Annotated in this window: 21 protein-coding genes and 1 tRNA gene; 18 read left to right on the plus strand and 4 right to left on the minus strand. The window is 36.6% G+C overall.

Features of this window, described 5'->3' with window-relative positions:
• The first annotated feature begins 223 nt into the window (after window positions 1-223).
• The 8 genes from BN999_RS00655 (at window position 224) to BN999_RS00690 (ending at window position 8,237) form a co-directional block, all read left to right on the plus strand.
• Window positions 224-1,882, plus strand: a complete 1,659-nt coding sequence (locus BN999_RS00655) for a glycerol-3-phosphate dehydrogenase/oxidase (protein WP_096269460.1) — start codon at window positions 224-226, stop codon at window positions 1,880-1,882.
• A gap of 158 nt (window positions 1,883-2,040) precedes the next feature.
• A complete protein-coding gene (locus BN999_RS00660) occupies window positions 2,041-3,051 on the plus strand; it encodes a tetratricopeptide repeat protein (protein WP_096269461.1) in 1,011 nt (336 codons plus the stop codon).
• Window positions 3,052-3,217: 166 nt separating this feature from the next.
• Window positions 3,218-4,168: a thioredoxin-disulfide reductase gene (trxB, locus tag BN999_RS00665; RefSeq protein WP_096269462.1), complete on the plus strand. Its 951-nt coding sequence runs from the start codon at window positions 3,218-3,220 to the stop codon at window positions 4,166-4,168.
• A 212-nt stretch (window positions 4,169-4,380) separates the two neighbouring features.
• On the plus strand, window positions 4,381-4,680 hold the full coding sequence (locus tag BN999_RS00670; RefSeq protein ID WP_096269463.1) for a hypothetical protein: 300 nt from the start codon (window positions 4,381-4,383) through the stop codon (window positions 4,678-4,680).
• A 343-nt stretch (window positions 4,681-5,023) separates the two neighbouring features.
• Window positions 5,024-5,881, plus strand: a complete 858-nt coding sequence (gene rapZ, locus BN999_RS00675) for an RNase adapter RapZ (protein ID WP_096269553.1) — start codon at window positions 5,024-5,026, stop codon at window positions 5,879-5,881.
• Between the two features lie 3 nt (window positions 5,882-5,884).
• Complete coding sequence (locus tag BN999_RS00680; RefSeq protein WP_096269464.1) at window positions 5,885-6,844, plus strand: gluconeogenesis factor YvcK family protein; 960 nt, start codon at window positions 5,885-5,887, stop codon at window positions 6,842-6,844.
• A 22-nt stretch (window positions 6,845-6,866) separates the two neighbouring features.
• The gene (gene whiA, locus BN999_RS00685; protein WP_096269465.1) at window positions 6,867-7,814 is read left to right on the plus strand and encodes a DNA-binding protein WhiA; all 948 of its coding nucleotides are present in this window, start codon (window positions 6,867-6,869) and stop codon (window positions 7,812-7,814) included.
• Window positions 7,815-7,982: 168 nt separating this feature from the next.
• On the plus strand, window positions 7,983-8,237 hold the full coding sequence (locus BN999_RS00690; protein ID WP_096269466.1) for an HPr family phosphocarrier protein: 255 nt from the start codon (window positions 7,983-7,985) through the stop codon (window positions 8,235-8,237).
• A 95-nt stretch (window positions 8,238-8,332) separates the two neighbouring features.
• On the opposite strand, the gene clpP is transcribed toward BN999_RS00690, so the two are convergent.
• Window positions 8,333-8,920 (minus strand): ATP-dependent Clp endopeptidase proteolytic subunit ClpP, encoded by a 588-nt coding sequence (gene clpP / locus BN999_RS00695; RefSeq protein ID WP_096269467.1) that lies wholly within the window; start codon window positions 8,918-8,920, stop codon window positions 8,333-8,335.
• Window positions 8,921-9,180: 260 nt separating this feature from the next.
• On the opposite strand from clpP, the gene BN999_RS00700 reads away from it, so the two are divergent.
• Window positions 9,181-9,256 (plus strand) — tRNA-Arg (locus BN999_RS00700).
• Window positions 9,257-9,355: 99 nt separating this feature from the next.
• Here the strand turns inward: BN999_RS00700 and BN999_RS00705 are convergent.
• From BN999_RS00705 to BN999_RS00715, 3 genes are all read right to left on the minus strand, one after another.
• Complete coding sequence (locus BN999_RS00705; RefSeq protein WP_096269468.1) at window positions 9,356-10,522, minus strand: tyrosine-type recombinase/integrase; 1,167 nt, start codon at window positions 10,520-10,522, stop codon at window positions 9,356-9,358.
• Window positions 10,506-10,958: an ImmA/IrrE family metallo-endopeptidase gene (locus BN999_RS00710; protein WP_176481824.1), complete on the minus strand. Its 453-nt coding sequence runs from the start codon at window positions 10,956-10,958 to the stop codon at window positions 10,506-10,508. Before BN999_RS00710 ends, BN999_RS00705 begins: the two co-directional genes overlap by 17 nt.
• Window positions 10,959-11,027: 69 nt before the next feature.
• Window positions 11,028-11,420, minus strand: coding sequence for a helix-turn-helix domain-containing protein (locus BN999_RS00715; protein ID WP_255247363.1), 393 nt, complete (start codon window positions 11,418-11,420; stop codon window positions 11,028-11,030).
• A 143-nt stretch (window positions 11,421-11,563) separates the two neighbouring features.
• Between BN999_RS00715 and BN999_RS00720 the strand changes: the two genes are divergently transcribed.
• From BN999_RS00720 to BN999_RS00760, 9 genes are all read left to right on the plus strand, one after another.
• On the plus strand, window positions 11,564-11,791 hold the full coding sequence (locus tag BN999_RS00720; protein ID WP_096269470.1) for a helix-turn-helix transcriptional regulator: 228 nt from the start codon (window positions 11,564-11,566) through the stop codon (window positions 11,789-11,791).
• Window positions 11,792-12,565: a phage antirepressor gene (locus BN999_RS00725; protein WP_255247364.1), complete on the plus strand. Its 774-nt coding sequence runs from the start codon at window positions 11,792-11,794 to the stop codon at window positions 12,563-12,565.
• Window positions 12,562-12,846 (plus strand): helix-turn-helix domain-containing protein, encoded by a 285-nt coding sequence (locus BN999_RS00730; protein WP_096269471.1) that lies wholly within the window; start codon window positions 12,562-12,564, stop codon window positions 12,844-12,846. The genes BN999_RS00725 and BN999_RS00730 overlap by 4 nt, the downstream gene beginning before the upstream one ends.
• Window positions 12,847-12,959: 113 nt before the next feature.
• Entirely contained in the window at window positions 12,960-13,229 is a 270-nt protein-coding gene (locus BN999_RS00735; RefSeq protein WP_255247372.1) for a helix-turn-helix domain-containing protein, read from the plus strand.
• A gap of 85 nt (window positions 13,230-13,314) precedes the next feature.
• Complete coding sequence (locus BN999_RS00740) at window positions 13,315-13,593, plus strand: hypothetical protein (RefSeq protein WP_096269473.1); 279 nt, start codon at window positions 13,315-13,317, stop codon at window positions 13,591-13,593.
• Window positions 13,594-13,712: 119 nt separating this feature from the next.
• Window positions 13,713-14,018 (plus strand): hypothetical protein, encoded by a 306-nt coding sequence (locus BN999_RS00745; RefSeq protein ID WP_096269474.1) that lies wholly within the window; start codon window positions 13,713-13,715, stop codon window positions 14,016-14,018.
• 46 nt (window positions 14,019-14,064) lie between these two features.
• A complete protein-coding gene (locus BN999_RS00750; RefSeq protein WP_096269475.1) occupies window positions 14,065-14,292 on the plus strand; it encodes a hypothetical protein in 228 nt (75 codons plus the stop codon).
• A complete protein-coding gene (locus BN999_RS00755; RefSeq protein ID WP_096269476.1) occupies window positions 14,286-14,465 on the plus strand; it encodes a hypothetical protein in 180 nt (59 codons plus the stop codon). The genes BN999_RS00750 and BN999_RS00755 overlap by 7 nt, the downstream gene beginning before the upstream one ends.
• Before the next feature lie 6 nt (window positions 14,466-14,471).
• Complete coding sequence (locus tag BN999_RS00760; protein ID WP_096269477.1) at window positions 14,472-15,107, plus strand: hypothetical protein; 636 nt, start codon at window positions 14,472-14,474, stop codon at window positions 15,105-15,107.
• Window positions 15,108-15,121 lie beyond the last annotated feature (14 nt).

A 15,121-nucleotide genomic window follows, 5' to 3' on the forward strand; every position in this document is an offset into this window, starting at 1 on the left:
GAAGGAAATACACGGAGACTCCTGCGGGAGGATAGGCATCGGTGAGACCCCGCAAGAGCTTTAGCTCTGAGGAGGCTCACCAGCCGCCCGCGGAAAGCGGAGTGTATTTCCGTAGCGGGTATGTTGCGCTACCATAATCCTTAGTTAGCGCGCAGTTTTCTATCAACCATGAAAATTCAATACCAGCCATTAATTATTATTAACAAATTTAGGGGGTAGTAAAATGGGGGAATTTTCTAGTTATAAACGTGCAGAGATTTACCGAGAAATGAAAAATGAAGAACTAGATTTACTGGTGATTGGTGGTGGGATTACTGGTTCAGGAATTGCTTTAGATGCTGTGACAAGAGGATTGAAAGTTGCATTAGTAGAGATGCAAGACTTTGCAGCTGGTACCTCAAGCCGTTCTACCAAGTTAGTTCATGGCGGACTTCGATACTTAAAGCAATTCGAGGTGAAAATGGTAGCAGAAGTTGGAAAGGAAAGGGCTATCGTGTATGAAAATGGCCCACATGTTACAACTCCTGAATGGATGTTATTACCTTTTCATAAAGGTGGGACGTTTGGACCGTTTACAACCAATCTTGGTTTGCGGGTTTATGATTATCTAGCTGATGTAAAGCGTAATGAACGGAGAAGAATGCTATCCCCTGAAGCAGCATTGCAGATGGAACCACTTATCCGAAAAGAAGGTCTAAGGGGTGCTGGTCATTATGTGGAATATAAAACAGATGATGCCAGACTGACCATTGAAGTGGTTAAAAAAGCAGTGGAAAAAGGCGCACATGCTATAAACTACGCAAAGGTTATATCCTTTCTATATAATGGTGGGAGAATAATTGGAGCAGTAGTTAAAGATCAAACAAACGGAAAGCAACATGAAATTTATGCCAAAAAAATAATAAATGCTGGTGGCCCTTTTGTTGATCAACTACGTGAATTAGATGGTTCCAAACAGGGAAAACATCTCCATTTAACAAAAGGGGTTCATTTAGTGTTTTCAAAGGAAAAATTTCCATTGAAGCAAGCTATCTATTTTGATACACCGGATGGCCGAATGGTATTCGCCATTCCCCGGGATGATAAGACTTACGTCGGGACAACAGATACTACATATGAGGGAGACATCAACCATCCGACCATGACAATGGAAGATCGGGATTATATCATAGACGCTGTTAATTATATGTTCCCTTCTCTTCACATTACGGCAAACGACCTGGAATCAAGCTGGGCCGGTTTACGTCCTTTAATTGCAGAAGATGGAAAAAAGCCAGGTGAAATCTCTCGAAAGGATGAAATCTTCATTTCTAATTCGGGGCTAATCTCCATGGCAGGCGGGAAATTAACAGGATATCGTAAAATGGCGGAACAGGCTGTAAATACTGTTACCAATCAATTAAAAGAAGAACTGGGAATTATATATTCTAATTCTGAAACGAAGCATCTACCTATTTCAGGAGGGGATGTGGGTGGTTCACAGGGATTTGAGCAATTTATTAAAAAGAAAGCCAAAGAGGGCGTTATGCTTGGGTTAGAGCATGAAGAAGCGGTGAAACTAATTCAAAAATACGGTTCAAATGTGGATAAAGTATTTGAACTCTACGATTCAAGAAGAGAAGAAGCGCAACATGAACAAATTGATCCTATTGTATTTGCACAATTAAACTACTCTCTGGAATATGAACTTGCATATAAACCAACAGATTTCTTTATTAGAAGAACAGGGGCATTATTTTTCAACATTTCCATGGTAAGAGAACAAAAGGATAGAGTCATAGCCTATCTACAGAAAAAATTAAACTGGAATGATCAACAGCTATTAAGTTATACGGTGGAATTAGAAACATTGCTGAAGGAAGCGGTAATACCAACAGAATGACATGTAAACGATATCAAGGGTCTATTCATGGAAATGCTACAATTTCCAAGGATAGACCCTTGTCCAATTATTCATTTAGATGTATGAATAAGGTGTATAATTATAGGTTCAAGTGTGGTATACTTTGGTTCTATATGTGAAAAAATAGGGGGATATGCATGCAACCAGTAGAAAAGAAGGAAAACACAGCAAAATCTAATAATGTTATCCCTTTTATCCCTACAGGTGATTTTTATTTTGCGAAAGGTGTTGAAGCTTTTCGGAAAAGAAAGTTTGATATTGCATTAAAATGGTTAACAAAAGCGGTCGAAATCGCACCAGATAACCCTTTGTATCAATGTCAAATGTCAATCATCTATACTGAAACAGGTGCTTTTCATAAAGCAAATCAAATCTTAACGAATGTATTGCAAGCTACAGGCGATCAATATGTGGATTGTTATTATTTACTTGCCAATAATTATGCCCATTTGGGTTTATTAAATGATGCGAAAAAGTTTGCCGTTTCTTATCTAGATAAAGAACCGAACGGTGATTTTAGTGATGATGCTAAAACATTGTTGGATTTAATTGAAATAGATGATGATTTCGATGGGGAAGACTGGGAGCTTGAGGAAGAAGATGAGCTGCTCGTTTATCAAGAAACAGTCTTTCATCATTTAGAAAATAAAGAGTGGGATAAAGCTTTAGCTTTATTAGAAGAGATGATATTAATTTTCCCAGAACATAAGATAGCTCATCATGAATATACTTTTGCGCTATTCTTTTCTGGAAGACAAGATGAAGCAATTGAAAAAGAGCTAGAATTGTTGAAGGATGATCCTAATAATTTATATAGCCATACAAATTTGGCTGTGTTTTATTATGAGACAAATGCTACTAAAGAATATGAAACTCATATAAGAGCATTACTAAATATATATCCAATTCATGAACAACAAAAGCTCCGAGTTGCAGTAACATTAGCTAGGACGGGCTTTGAAAAAGAAGCGTATCCTCGATTCCGTATGCTTGATAAAGCAGTAGTGAAAAGCCATGTTTCCTATTATCGTTGGTTCAGCATGACAGCCTATCGTTTAGGTGAGCCTTCTAGGGCATTAAGTTTATGGGAAGAAGGTTGTCGTCGTCATCCAAACTTATCAAATGAACCAGGACCTTGGAAACAGTAAGCAGATAATTAGACGGAAATTCATAAATCTTATACCCTTTAAGTAGAAAGTATTAATTGGCAGATAGGAAAGAATAAAAATCTTTCCCGCCTGCATAAGAAAAACTAAAACATTCACTATTTTAGCGAATGTGAGTTTATCTAAACACAGAAAGGGGCGTTTATAAATGTCCGAAGAAAAAATTTATGATGTGATTATTGCGGGTGCAGGTCCTGCTGGTATGACTGCAGCGGTTTATGCTTCTCGTGCTAATCTTGATACGTTAATGATTGAACGTGGTATTCCAGGTGGACAGATGGCGAACACTGAAGATGTAGAAAACTATCCGGGCTATGATCATATACTTGGGCCGGATTTATCCAATAAAATGTTTGATCATGCGAAAAAGTTTGGTGCAGCCTATGCTTATGGTGACATCAAGAGTGTTGAGGATCATGGTGACTATAAGTTAATTAAAGCTGGATCAAAGGAATATAAAACTAGAACGTTAATCATTACAACAGGAGCACAATACAAGAAACTAGGTATCCCTGGTGAAGAAGAACTAGGTGGACGTGGAGTTTCTTACTGTGCAGTATGTGATGGTGCCTTCTTTAAAGAAAGAGAACTAATCGTTATTGGTGGTGGAGACTCTGCTGTAGAAGAGGGAGTTTATCTAACTAAATTCGCTAGCAAAGTAACAATCGTCCACCGTCGTGATGAACTTCGCGCACAGAAAATTCTTCAACAAAGAGCATTCGATAATGAAAAAGTTGATTTCATTTGGGATACAACAGTAGAAAAGATCAACGGACCAGAAGGAAAAGTAAGTAGTGTAACATTGAAAGATGTAAATACTGGTGAAGAATATGAAAAGCCAGCTGATGGCGTATTCGTATACATTGGTATGGTACCGTTAAGTGAACCATTCCAATCGCTAGGTATCACGAATGATGAGGGCTATATTAAAACCAATGCACAAATGGAAACTGCTGTACCAGGAATATTTGCTGCAGGAGATATTCGTGATAAAAAACTAAGACAAATCGTAACGGCAACAGGTGACGGAGCCATTGCCGCAGAAGCAGCACAAGCATATATTGAAGAACTTAAAGATAAAACAAAAGCAACTAATTAAGAAAAATTGGTAAAGTAAAAACATCTTAACGTTGTTGTAACACGCACGAAATATAAATAAGGTACAATGAACTTAACTAATTGACCCCCTTTTTAATAGATAGATTAGTTATTGGCGCAGATCATAGGATCTGCGCATTTTTTTGGTTATTTATTGTGTTGATTTGAAATTGGAGGGCTTTTGGTTAGAAGGATATTGAGGAAGGTCGTAAGGTGACGGATGTTGGGCACAAGGAAAGTGCAGCCGGTCGCAAGCTGATGGATGTTGGTCACAAGGAAAGCGCGCCCGGTCGCAAGCTGATGGATGTTGGTCACAAGGAAAGCGCAGCCGGTCGCAAGCTGATGGAACTTGGTCACAAGGAAAGCGCAGCCGGTCGCAAGCTGATGGATGTTGGTCACAAGGAAGGTTCACCCGGTCGTAAGCTGATGGAACTTGGTCACAAGGAAAGCACAGCCGGTCGCAAGCTGATGGATGTTGGTCACAAGGAAAGTACACACGGTCACAAGGAATGAGCATATGGTCACAAGAAATTCAATACTGGGCACAAGGCTGTGAAATCCCAGTCTCAAGAATGAAGCGCTCAGTCCCAAGCTAACAAATCCAAGTCACATATTCTCTAATAACGGTCACATAATCAAGCCCCATCATAACATCCACACACTCCAACATACCCCACTTCACTCATTTCCCCCAAAAGGAAAAATAATCATTTCCTTGTAGCATTAAATGGCTTACATGTATAATAGATATAGTATTATAAACAAAACTATCTTACGAGATGTAGTTCGTGATATAATAGATTTTTTAGAACGCTAAGAGGTGATACGATTGGCAAATGTAGAACAAGAGACAAAGATGGTTATAATAACAGGGATGTCTGGTGCGGGTAAAACTGTTGCAATCCAAAGTTTTGAGGACCTTGGGTACTATTGCGTCGATAACTTACCACCGGCATTACTTCCTAAATTTCTTGAATTAATGCGAGATTCAACTAATAACATACACAAAGTAGCACTCGTCATGGATCTTCGTGGCCGAGAATTTTTTGATTCCTTATTTGAGGCACTTGATTTACTAAGTGAAGAAGAATGGTTAGATGAACATATTCTTTTCCTAGATGCCAATGATGAAAAGCTTGTAACCAGATATAAAGAGACAAGAAGATCTCATCCATTAGCAATCGGTGACTTACCTCTAAAAGGAATTAAACATGAAAGAAAAATTCTGGATGAAATGCGTGGTCGTGCTAATAAAATAATTGATACTTCAAACTTGAAGCCTCGTGAACTGCGTGAAAAGATTTTGAAGTATTACTCTGAAGAAAAACAGGAAATATTCTCTGTAAATATGGTATCGTTTGGATTTAAGTATGGTATTCCAATCGATGCAGATTTAGTATTTGATGTACGATTCCTGCCAAATCCACATTATGTTGCACATCTGCAGCCTTTAACAGGATTGAATCCGGATGTATCTTCTTATGTTTTTAAATGGTCTGAAACGCAAAAGTTCCAAGAAAAAGTATTAGATTTATTGCAATTTATGCTTCCTCAATATAAGAAGGAAGGTAAATCACAGCTAGTTGTTGGTATAGGATGTACTGGCGGACAACATCGTTCCGTGGCATTGGCTGAGTATTTTTCTAAGAAATTGGCTGGAAATTATATAACACATGTGTCTCATCGTGACATAAACAAAAGAAAGGTCCATTAAAAGATGACAGAACAGAATCTTCCAAGGATAGTGGTTATTGGTGGAGGGACTGGTATGCCAGTTCTTTTGCGTGGCCTTAAAAATTTACCAATTAAATTAACTGCATTAGTTACGGTTGCAGATGATGGTGGAAGTACAGGGAGAATCAGGCAAGACATGGCTATTCCTGCGCCAGGTGACATCCGAAATGTAATTGCCGCATTATCTGAAGTTGAACCAATGCTTGTTCAATTATTTCAACATCGTTTTGCAGATGGTAATGATTTATCTGGCCATTCGATGGGGAACTTGCTTTTAGCAGCGATGACGTCCATTACAGGAGACTTCTATACAGGGATAAAGGAGATTTCCAGAGTACTTAATGTAAAAGGGAAAATATATCCGATATCCAATGAGAATATCTCACTTTGTGCAGAAATGATGGACGGTACGATTGTCCAAGGAGAATCTAATATCCCACTTCAAGGTAAACAAATTAAACGGGTATTTTTGGATCCAGAAGATGTTACCCCATTACCGAATGCAATTAAAGCGATTGAGAAAGCAGACTTAATAGTCATCTCACCTGGTAGTTTGTTTACGAGCATTATGCCCAACCTAATCATTCCACATATTGATGAAGCTCTGCGCCAAGCAGATGCAAAAATTGTTTATGTATGTAACGTAATGACACAAAACGGTGAGACAACTGGTTTCACTGCGAGTGATCATGTGCAAGCAATTATTAACCACGTTGGCAATGAGGTAATTGATGCTGTTGTCGTCAATAACAAAACAATCGATCCTGAAATTCAGCATGTATATGCAAATGAGAATGCTGAACCGGTTGTATATGATATAGACAGATTATTAGAGCTGGGATTAGAAATTATTGAGGGTGACATTATTGACGATACCAGAACAACGATTCGTCACGACACTAATAAAATTGCTAAGCTTCTATTTTCATTGATACAAAAATAAAAAGGTAAAGGAGGGGAAAAATATGTCCTTTGCTTCTGAGATAAAAAAGGAGTTAACCACTGCAGAAATTGAAAGTTGTTGCGGTAATGCAGAGTTAGCTGCTTTGATTCGAATGAATGGTACAGTCTCTGTATCACAATTTAGATACACCTTAGATGTGCAGACGGAAAATGCAGCAATTGCAAGACGTATTTATATGCTAATAAAGGCAAGCTTTTCTTCAATACCAGTTGAACTACTGGTTCGAAAGAAAATGAAGTTGAAGAAGAATAATGTGTATATTGTCCGATTAAAGGAAGATGTACATGAAATGTTAACGGAGCTCGGGATAATGAAGGACTCGTATACATTTGTTCGAGAGATTTCCGACCAATACCTTGAAAAAGATTGTTGCAAGAGAGCGTATCTACGGGGAGCTTTTCTTGCTGGGGGTTCTGTTAATAATCCGGAAACTTCTTCCTACCACCTAGAAATTTCAAATTCTAGTGAAGAGCATAATGAAGGTTTATGTGAGCTTCTGAATTCCTTTGGTTTACGTGCAAGAGTACTTGACCGAAAAAAAGGATTTATCGTATATATTAAAGAAGCAGAAAAGATTACTGAATTCTTAAGTGTCATTGGAGCAAATATCGCATTATTTAAATTTGAGGATGTCCGTATTGTCCGAGATATGCGTAACTCAGTAAACCGACTGGTAAACTGTGAAACAGCTAATTTAAATAAAACAATTGGAGCAGCTATTCGTCAAATCGAAAATATTAAATATATTGAAAGAACGGTTGGACTAGAGGCGTTACCAGAAAAACTACGTGAAGTGGCGATACTTAGAGTACAGCATGAAGAAGTTTCCCTGAAGGAACTCGGAGAACTCGTGTCCAGTGGACAGATCTCGAAATCCGGAATCAATCACAGACTTAAGAAAATTGATGAATTTGCAGAAAAAATTAAATTAGGTGAAATATTACCATAACAATAATTGTTATTTAAAATATTCATGATATAATTAACTATCATGAATATTTTTTTATTTAATAAGTATTATTAATGGAGCGCAATAGAAAGGAATGCGTCTATCGTTAATACTTTTTTTAAAATGAGTAATGTTACCGCTTACTTTTTGGGGGAGGATGAAGAGAACATGGTTGAGAGAGTTGTTACAGTTGAGCTAGAGACAGGATTGCAAGCTAGGCCTGCCGCACAATTTGTTCAGGAAGCCAACCGCTATGCTGCGCATTTGTTTTTAGAAAAAGAAGGTAAACGAGTAAATGCAAAAAGTATTATGGGACTAATGAGCTTAGCCATTACTACTGGTGAGTCTATCAAACTAATAGCTGATGGATCTGATGAGGATATTGCAATGAATCACTTAATCTCTTTTGTTAGCAGAAAATAATTTATATATAAGATTATGTGAAAAAGATTACATGGATTACGACAAACGTTGAAAAGAGGGTGGACCCAAAAGGATCCACCCTCTATTTACCATTACTATTCTGGTTTGCGTTCTAATACTTTATCGATTAGACCATAATCCACTGCATCAGCAGCTGTCATAAAGTTATCACGTTCTGTATCACGGTCAATAACATCAATTGGTTGGCCAGTACGTTCAGAAAGAATCTTGTTTAAGCTTTCTCTCATTTTGATGATACGCTTAGCATGTATCTCAATATCAGTTGCTTGACCTTGTGTTCCACCTAAAGGTTGGTGAATCATAACTTCACTGTTTGGTAACGCATAGCGTTTCCCTTTCTCACCAGCTGCTAAAAGGAATGCTCCCATAGAAGCTGCCATACCAGTACAAATTGTAGATACATCAGATTTAATAAACTGCATTGTATCATAAATTGCCATCCCAGCAGTAATGGAGCCACCTGGTGAGTTAATGTATAAGGAGATATCTTTTCCAGGATCTTCAGCTTCTAGGAAAAGTAACTGTGCAACGATTGAATTTGCAACATTATCGTCAATTGCACTTCCTAACATAATAATTCTGTCTTTCAAAAGTCTAGAATAAATATCATATGCGCGTTCACCACGGTTTGTTTGTTCAATAACTGTAGGTATTAAATTCATGGAAATTCCTCCTTAAAAATCTATTTCTAATATCAAATATCCAAACTTTGGATATTTTCATCATATACCAATGGTCAATGAAGGTCAAACAAAAACGTTCGACAAAATTACAAGGTATGTATATGGCGTAAAATCACACTCTTCATCATGCCCGTTAGGCTATAGATATAAACCTTTTCAACTAAAAATACTTGTTTAATGAGAATTCTGGGGTTATAATAGCCTATGTGTCAATTAATTTAAGAACAATTATATACTATGCGCCCATAGCTCAGTTGGATAGAGCACTGGTTTCCGGTACCAGGTTTGTCGGGGGTTCGAATCCCTCTGGGCGCGTCCATCAAGTCAATAGTAGCAAGGGTTTGAGTGATTCTCATCCCCTTGCTATTTTCTTTGATTGCTAACGAACTGCAAACCTTCGTATTTCGAAATAAATTATTTATCGTTTTTCTTAGTGATTGGAATGATATTATTTGGGTCTGATTCATTTTTACGATATAACGATTTTTGAATGCTAGTTGCTGCAATTTCTTGTATACCTGGAATCACATGTGAATAGGTATCCAAGGTTGTTTGAATAGATCTATGTCCTAATCTTTCTTGAACGACTTTCGGGTGCACACCATCTCTTAATAACAAAGTGGCATGTGTATGTCGTAATCCATGGAAACTAATCTTTTTCACTCCACTTTTTTCAACCGTTCGATTGAATACTGTTCGTAAATAAGTTGGTCGAATCACACCACCTGAAGAAGTAGCACAAACCAAATTATTATTTTCATAATCAGGACCACATTTTAGTTTATCTTTTTCTTGCTGCGCTTTATGACTTTTTAATATTTCAATGGTTTCATCGTCTATGTCGATGGTCCGGTAACTAGTTGATGTTTTTAGCTGAGAAGATAAATTCCATTTTCCTTTGTTATCCTTTTTAAGTTGCTGATTTACAGAAATCTTTTTCTTTTCAAAATCAATATGAGACCATCTTAACCCTAATATTTCTCCTCTTCGCATACCTGTAGCTAACGCAAGAATAATTGGCATAGCATGATTTTTACTATTTAGGTTACTCATAAATGAGTGAACTTCATCCTCTGTCCAATATTCAATTTCTTTTCTATCCACCTTAGGAGCTTGTATATCCTCCATAATAGATTCTTTAATGCCATATCTCCTTCCACTTTTTAAAGCGCTTGAGAGTATCCTGAAGATATGTTTCTTGCTACGTTGTGATAATTCTTTCTCATTTACCTCTACTAAGAATGATTCAACATGATGAGATTCAAGTTTGTTAATTTTCCATTTGCCAAGACCAGGAATAATATGTTTCCTCATATAGGACTCATAATGTTCAAATGTACCAGGAGCAACTGTACTTTTCTTTTGATCTAACCATTTATTAAAAAATTCTTCAATGGACATATCCGCAGGTTCGGTATATCCTTTCTCAAGTTTTGAGATTATCTTTGGTAGATCCTTTTCAGCATCCCTTTTTCTTTCATACCCACTAAACCACTTTTGCTTTCTTTTATTTCTATGGTCGCGACCTACATCGATTACAATTGCATATTTATTTCCTCTTTTTCTAATATGCCCTCGCATTTTCAAAACCACCTATCAATTTATTTTGATACATCTCTAATCTCCTTAAAGCAAAATCAAATTCCACATTAAAAAGATTCATAATGTCAGTAACCGTAAAGATGTACAGCTTGTCTAGCATGAAGGTCGGAATACAGAAATGATATGCAAAGTTATTAGCTTGCCATTCCTGTAAATCCCTAAAGGAATCTTTCATTCTTAATTGATTACCATAATGCCTGAGATAATGACATACTTCATGGCCAAAGAGCTGCCATTGTCTTTGTTTAGTTGTAAATTGAATAATGATGTTATCACCGAAGCGATAAGTAGATTCCCCATAGTGTAGCTTTATGCCCAGGCTAAGTGCTATTTTCCCTATTTCTAATTGTTCAGGATTGTTTATTGATAGATTTTTGTACAATTCTATAATGTAATCCTCGATGTGTGTATACATAAAAACCCCCTATATACGAATATATGTTCTGTTTTAAGTTATAAAATATGGTGCACAAGAGATGTACACCTATTTTTTATGTAATTTGAATTTTATAAAGTCGTATACTTCTTCTAGTTGTTCAGCAGTCATGTTAGCAAGGTCGTTAAACATTAGATCAGCATCAGGGAATTCCTCAGATATCTTTTCAATAATAGCCTTTTTGGAATTATCCTCATTTCTCCCCATTAAATAATCCGTTGTCACATCAAATAGTTCTGCTATTCTATTGACAGTATCAAAAGGAGGCATCTTAGTTCCATTCTCATAAGCTGTATAAGTAACTCTAGCAACCCCAATTTGATCTGCTACATATTGCTGGGTCCACTTTTTGTTCGTCTCTTTTAGTTTTTCTCTATAGTTTCGTAATCTACTACCAAACTCAATCATATAAGATCCACTTCTTTCCCCAACTTGTACCATTCATTATATATGTTTCCGAGAGTAACTTCATTAATTGTTCCTAAAAGTATAACTTTTTTATAAATATATGTTGACATGTTCCTTTAAAGAACATATAATGTGAATTAATAAGAGGTTCCTATTAGGAACTAAGGAGGTGCAACATGAGAGCTTGGTTAAAAGAAATGCGAGATAAAAGATTAATGACTCAAGAAGAGGTAGCTAGATTATCAGGCATTTCAAGAAGTCACTACACCCATATCGAGCAAGGTAACAAAACACCATCTGTTGAAGTTGCAAAGGCAATTGCTAAAACATTGAAGTTTAATTGGGTGCTTTTTTTTGAAAGCAATAGTTCCTTTAGGGAACAAACAGAAATGGAGGTAGTTTAATTGGTCCAACTTACTAAATTATTTGATGGTCAACAACTCAGAATGCTAAACCCAAAAGATAATGAAACATTCTTCTTGTTAAACGATGTCTGCAGCATTTTAAGCCTTGCACCCAGAACAGTAAGGCAACGATTAACCGATGATGTATGTTCAACATACCCCATACGAGACTCTCTTGGGAGAACTCAACAGGCAACATTTGTAAATGAAGATGGTTTATATGATGTCATTCTTGATAGCCGAAAGCCAGAAGCTAAACGCTTCAGAAAGTGGGTTACATCGGAAGTAATTCCATCTATTAGAAAACACGGTGCTTACATGACACCAGAAAAGATTGAAGAAGTACTTCTTAATCCAGACACCATCATCAAACTAGCTACTGAATTAAAGACAGAGCGCGAGCAACGACAACAACTAGAACACCAACAACAGATAGATGCTCCATACACTACATTTGGTAAAGTTGTATCCAGCTCAGATGCTTCTATCAATATCGGAGCGTTTGCAAAAATGATGTACGACAAACACGGTATTAAATTAGGTCGAAATAAAATGTTCGAATGGCTACGTCAAAAAGGATTCCTTATTAGAGCTGGTCGTGAAAGAAACAATCCAAAGCAAAAGTATATCGAGCAAGGACTATTCGAAACAACTGTGACGCTAGTAAGCAGAACTCAAGGTGATGTTGAAAGTATAACGACATTAATAACCGGTAAAGGACAAGTACGAATCGCTGAGATGCTTACAAAAGAATACGGGGTGATGATCTCATGACATTCGAGGACACCATCCGTCAAATCATCCGAGAAGAAAATGAGAAGCACTTACAAGACATTAAAGTACTTCTCGAATCTCACGGTTACAAAGAAGTGCCTAGATTCTTAAAGGTCCAGGAGGCTGCTAAGATACTTCGGATTGGAATCACAGCAACCTATGAGTTATGCAGACAGTCAGAGCATAATGGATTCCCAGCAATACGTGAAGGTAAAAAGATTCGAATACCTTACACTTCATTGATGAATTGGATAGAACAACAGGCAAAGCAAGCAATCTAACAAACTACCGAGTAGGGGTCGGTAATTTCATCATAAAACAAACTTCATAGATTTACTGTTCACCCTCGGAACATGTTCCGTAATGGAACGAGAGGGAGGTGAAAAATGTGGAAATGGGTGCAGTATTAAAGCGAATGCGAAGGAGGTCAGGACTTAGCCAGGAAGCACTAGCGGAAAAGATACATATGTCACGAAGCAATATTTCAAAGTTAGAAAGTGGCAAGTTAGATGTTCGAGGCAAGGACCTAATTCGCTGGGCGCAAGAAACAAGTTCACAGGATATCTTAGTTGCATTGGTTTGTAATGTTGATATCGCAACAGCAACCGATATGTTCATGCAAGTAACAAGGATAGCAGGAACTATATTGATAGGGTGGTTTTAATGAAAAAAAATGATAATTATTTAGTCGTTTTAGGGTTTATCCCATTGATTGGTATCATCATTAGCTATTTTTAGGAGGTCAACTAATGAAGCAATTATTTCTACAAGAGCACCAAGACAAAGCAGATAAAGAACAAGATTGTTACGGATACTTGTTATTAGAATCAATTGGGTTATATATGCAAGCAGACTTTGACAAAGCAGCTGCATATCACGAAAACATAGCTAGATCATTAAAAGAATTAGGTCGTATGAAGAAAGTTAAGGAAAAACACGATAGGGATTGGCTCAAATACAAGCAGATCGAGGCAGACAGGCAACAAAAAGAATTACTTTATAAGGTTCCGGTGAACATCTATGAGTAAGATGAAAAAATTGTATGTATCAGCTACCGATCCAGATGGTTTTATCTTCCCTGTAGTATTGATTGTCATTACTTTAATAGTTCTTTTCAGTATTTAAAAAAGGAAGGAAGTGAAACAACTTGTATAAATCAATAACGCTCACTAAGTTTGAAAAACAGGATTATTGTCAGTTAGGAGAGGACGAAACAGAATCAGTAAAAAAGGAAGTTGAATATATCGTAAATATACTTAATGAAGGGATGAAAAAGGGAAGAGATTTTTCCGGATCATATATGCAAAGCTATAACAATCAATTGGTTGGAATTAGAAGTATCTGTTCAATGATTGGGATTCATTTAGTGATTAATTACCAAGAAGTAAAGCAAAATAGTGCAAAAAAAATAACTCGTGCAGCAACACGAGTAAGTAATAACCTATCTCTATAATACTTTATTTCTCTCAATTTAACAAGATAAACAGGGAGGAAAACCAATGAATCAAACTATGATTTATGACTACTTGGGATTCGATACTGATCCAATGTATAAGAAGTTGAAACAACTCAAAAAAGGGCAGCAGATTAGCCTAGGTAGTCTTACTGTTTTATTTAATAATTCAGGCCTATATGAGGTCATTACAGAGGATTTACATGATGGATTCATCAATATTAAGGAATGCTACAAGTTTCTATTGGATGTAGCAGGTGATAAACAATGCTAGTACCATTTCGAGTCTTGCTACCTAAACGAATATTTGAAGATGCAAAGACCGAACAAGAGGTACAAGCTCTTACTAAAGAGTATATGCAACGTTATCCGCATTATTTCTTAATTTATATAGAAAATGGTTTTGCGATTTGTGAACGAAATAATAAAAATCCAAATGGAGGTTAATTTAGAATGCAAAATAATATTGAGTATTTACATGCAGATAAATATGGACAAGCAATGAAGATTGCTAGGAAGTTCACAGGTGATGGAAAAACGCGTCCTATACTATCTTTTGTTTTTCATGACAAGGACGGATCAATTGTTGCTACTGATTCTCATAGGGCTATCCGCATTAAAAACATTCACGGATTTAAAGAGGATTATTTAATTCATCCAAACACGATTGATTTTGCAAAAGCTGATTACCCAGATACAAAGAAGGTGTTTGGAGAGAAAGGAAATATTTCCATCACATTGAATAAAGAACAAATAAAGATATGGTTACAAATGCATAAATCAATTAATCAGTTAATTGAAAAAGTTTATGGAAGATATACTCATGTAACATTGGCGTTCGATGAAAAAATCACTTTCAAAATTAAGAATGAAAACGAAATTGAATTTACGCTTCCTTACTCAGATTTCGATAAACCGGATACTAATAAGGTTACGTACGACCCAAAATACATGCGAGATGCATTGGAAGCTCATACAACCATGGGTTCTGAAATAGTTAATATCATCATTAATGGTCAAATGAGACCAATGATAATTGAAAATGGCTTGGATGTCGAAGCTGTTGTATTACCGGTGAGAACTTATTAGAACAGGAGGGTAAT

This window comes from Paucisalibacillus globulus (assembly GCF_900184735.1).
GTDB classification, from domain to species: Bacteria; Bacillota; Bacilli; order Bacillales; family Amphibacillaceae; genus Ornithinibacillus; species Ornithinibacillus globulus_B.

Excerpts from the sequence above, each read along its gene's own strand:
- BN999_RS00655 (WP_096269460.1), top strand. The coding sequence starts at position 224 with ATGGGGGAATTTTCTAGTTATAAACGTGCAGAGATTTACCGAGAAATG.
- BN999_RS00660 (WP_096269461.1), top strand. The coding sequence starts at position 2,041 with ATGCAACCAGTAGAAAAGAAGGAAAACACAGCAAAATCTAATAATGTT.
- trxB (WP_096269462.1), top strand. The coding sequence starts at position 3,218 with ATGTCCGAAGAAAAAATTTATGATGTGATTATTGCGGGTGCAGGTCCT.
- rapZ (WP_096269553.1), top strand. The coding sequence starts at position 5,024 with ATGGTTATAATAACAGGGATGTCTGGTGCGGGTAAAACTGTTGCAATC.
- BN999_RS00680 (WP_096269464.1), top strand. The coding sequence starts at position 5,885 with ATGACAGAACAGAATCTTCCAAGGATAGTGGTTATTGGTGGAGGGACT.
- whiA (WP_096269465.1), top strand. The coding sequence starts at position 6,867 with ATGTCCTTTGCTTCTGAGATAAAAAAGGAGTTAACCACTGCAGAAATT.
- BN999_RS00690 (WP_096269466.1), top strand. The coding sequence starts at position 7,983 with ATGGTTGAGAGAGTTGTTACAGTTGAGCTAGAGACAGGATTGCAAGCT.
- clpP (WP_096269467.1), bottom strand. The coding sequence starts at position 8,920 with ATGAATTTAATACCTACAGTTATTGAACAAACAAACCGTGGTGAACGC.
- BN999_RS00705 (WP_096269468.1), bottom strand. The coding sequence starts at position 10,522 with ATGCGAGGGCATATTAGAAAAAGAGGAAATAAATATGCAATTGTAATC.
- BN999_RS00710 (WP_176481824.1), bottom strand. The coding sequence starts at position 10,958 with ATGTATACACACATCGAGGATTACATTATAGAATTGTACAAAAATCTA.
- BN999_RS00715 (WP_255247363.1), bottom strand. The coding sequence starts at position 11,420 with ATGGTACAAGTTGGGGAAAGAAGTGGATCTTATATGATTGAGTTTGGT.
- BN999_RS00720 (WP_096269470.1), top strand. The coding sequence starts at position 11,564 with ATGAGAGCTTGGTTAAAAGAAATGCGAGATAAAAGATTAATGACTCAA.
- BN999_RS00730 (WP_096269471.1), top strand. The coding sequence starts at position 12,562 with ATGACATTCGAGGACACCATCCGTCAAATCATCCGAGAAGAAAATGAG.
- BN999_RS00735 (WP_255247372.1), top strand. The coding sequence starts at position 12,960 with ATGGGTGCAGTATTAAAGCGAATGCGAAGGAGGTCAGGACTTAGCCAG.
- BN999_RS00740 (WP_096269473.1), top strand. The coding sequence starts at position 13,315 with ATGAAGCAATTATTTCTACAAGAGCACCAAGACAAAGCAGATAAAGAA.
- BN999_RS00750 (WP_096269475.1), top strand. The coding sequence starts at position 14,065 with ATGAATCAAACTATGATTTATGACTACTTGGGATTCGATACTGATCCA.
- BN999_RS00755 (WP_096269476.1), top strand. The coding sequence starts at position 14,286 with ATGCTAGTACCATTTCGAGTCTTGCTACCTAAACGAATATTTGAAGAT.
- BN999_RS00760 (WP_096269477.1), top strand. The coding sequence starts at position 14,472 with ATGCAAAATAATATTGAGTATTTACATGCAGATAAATATGGACAAGCA.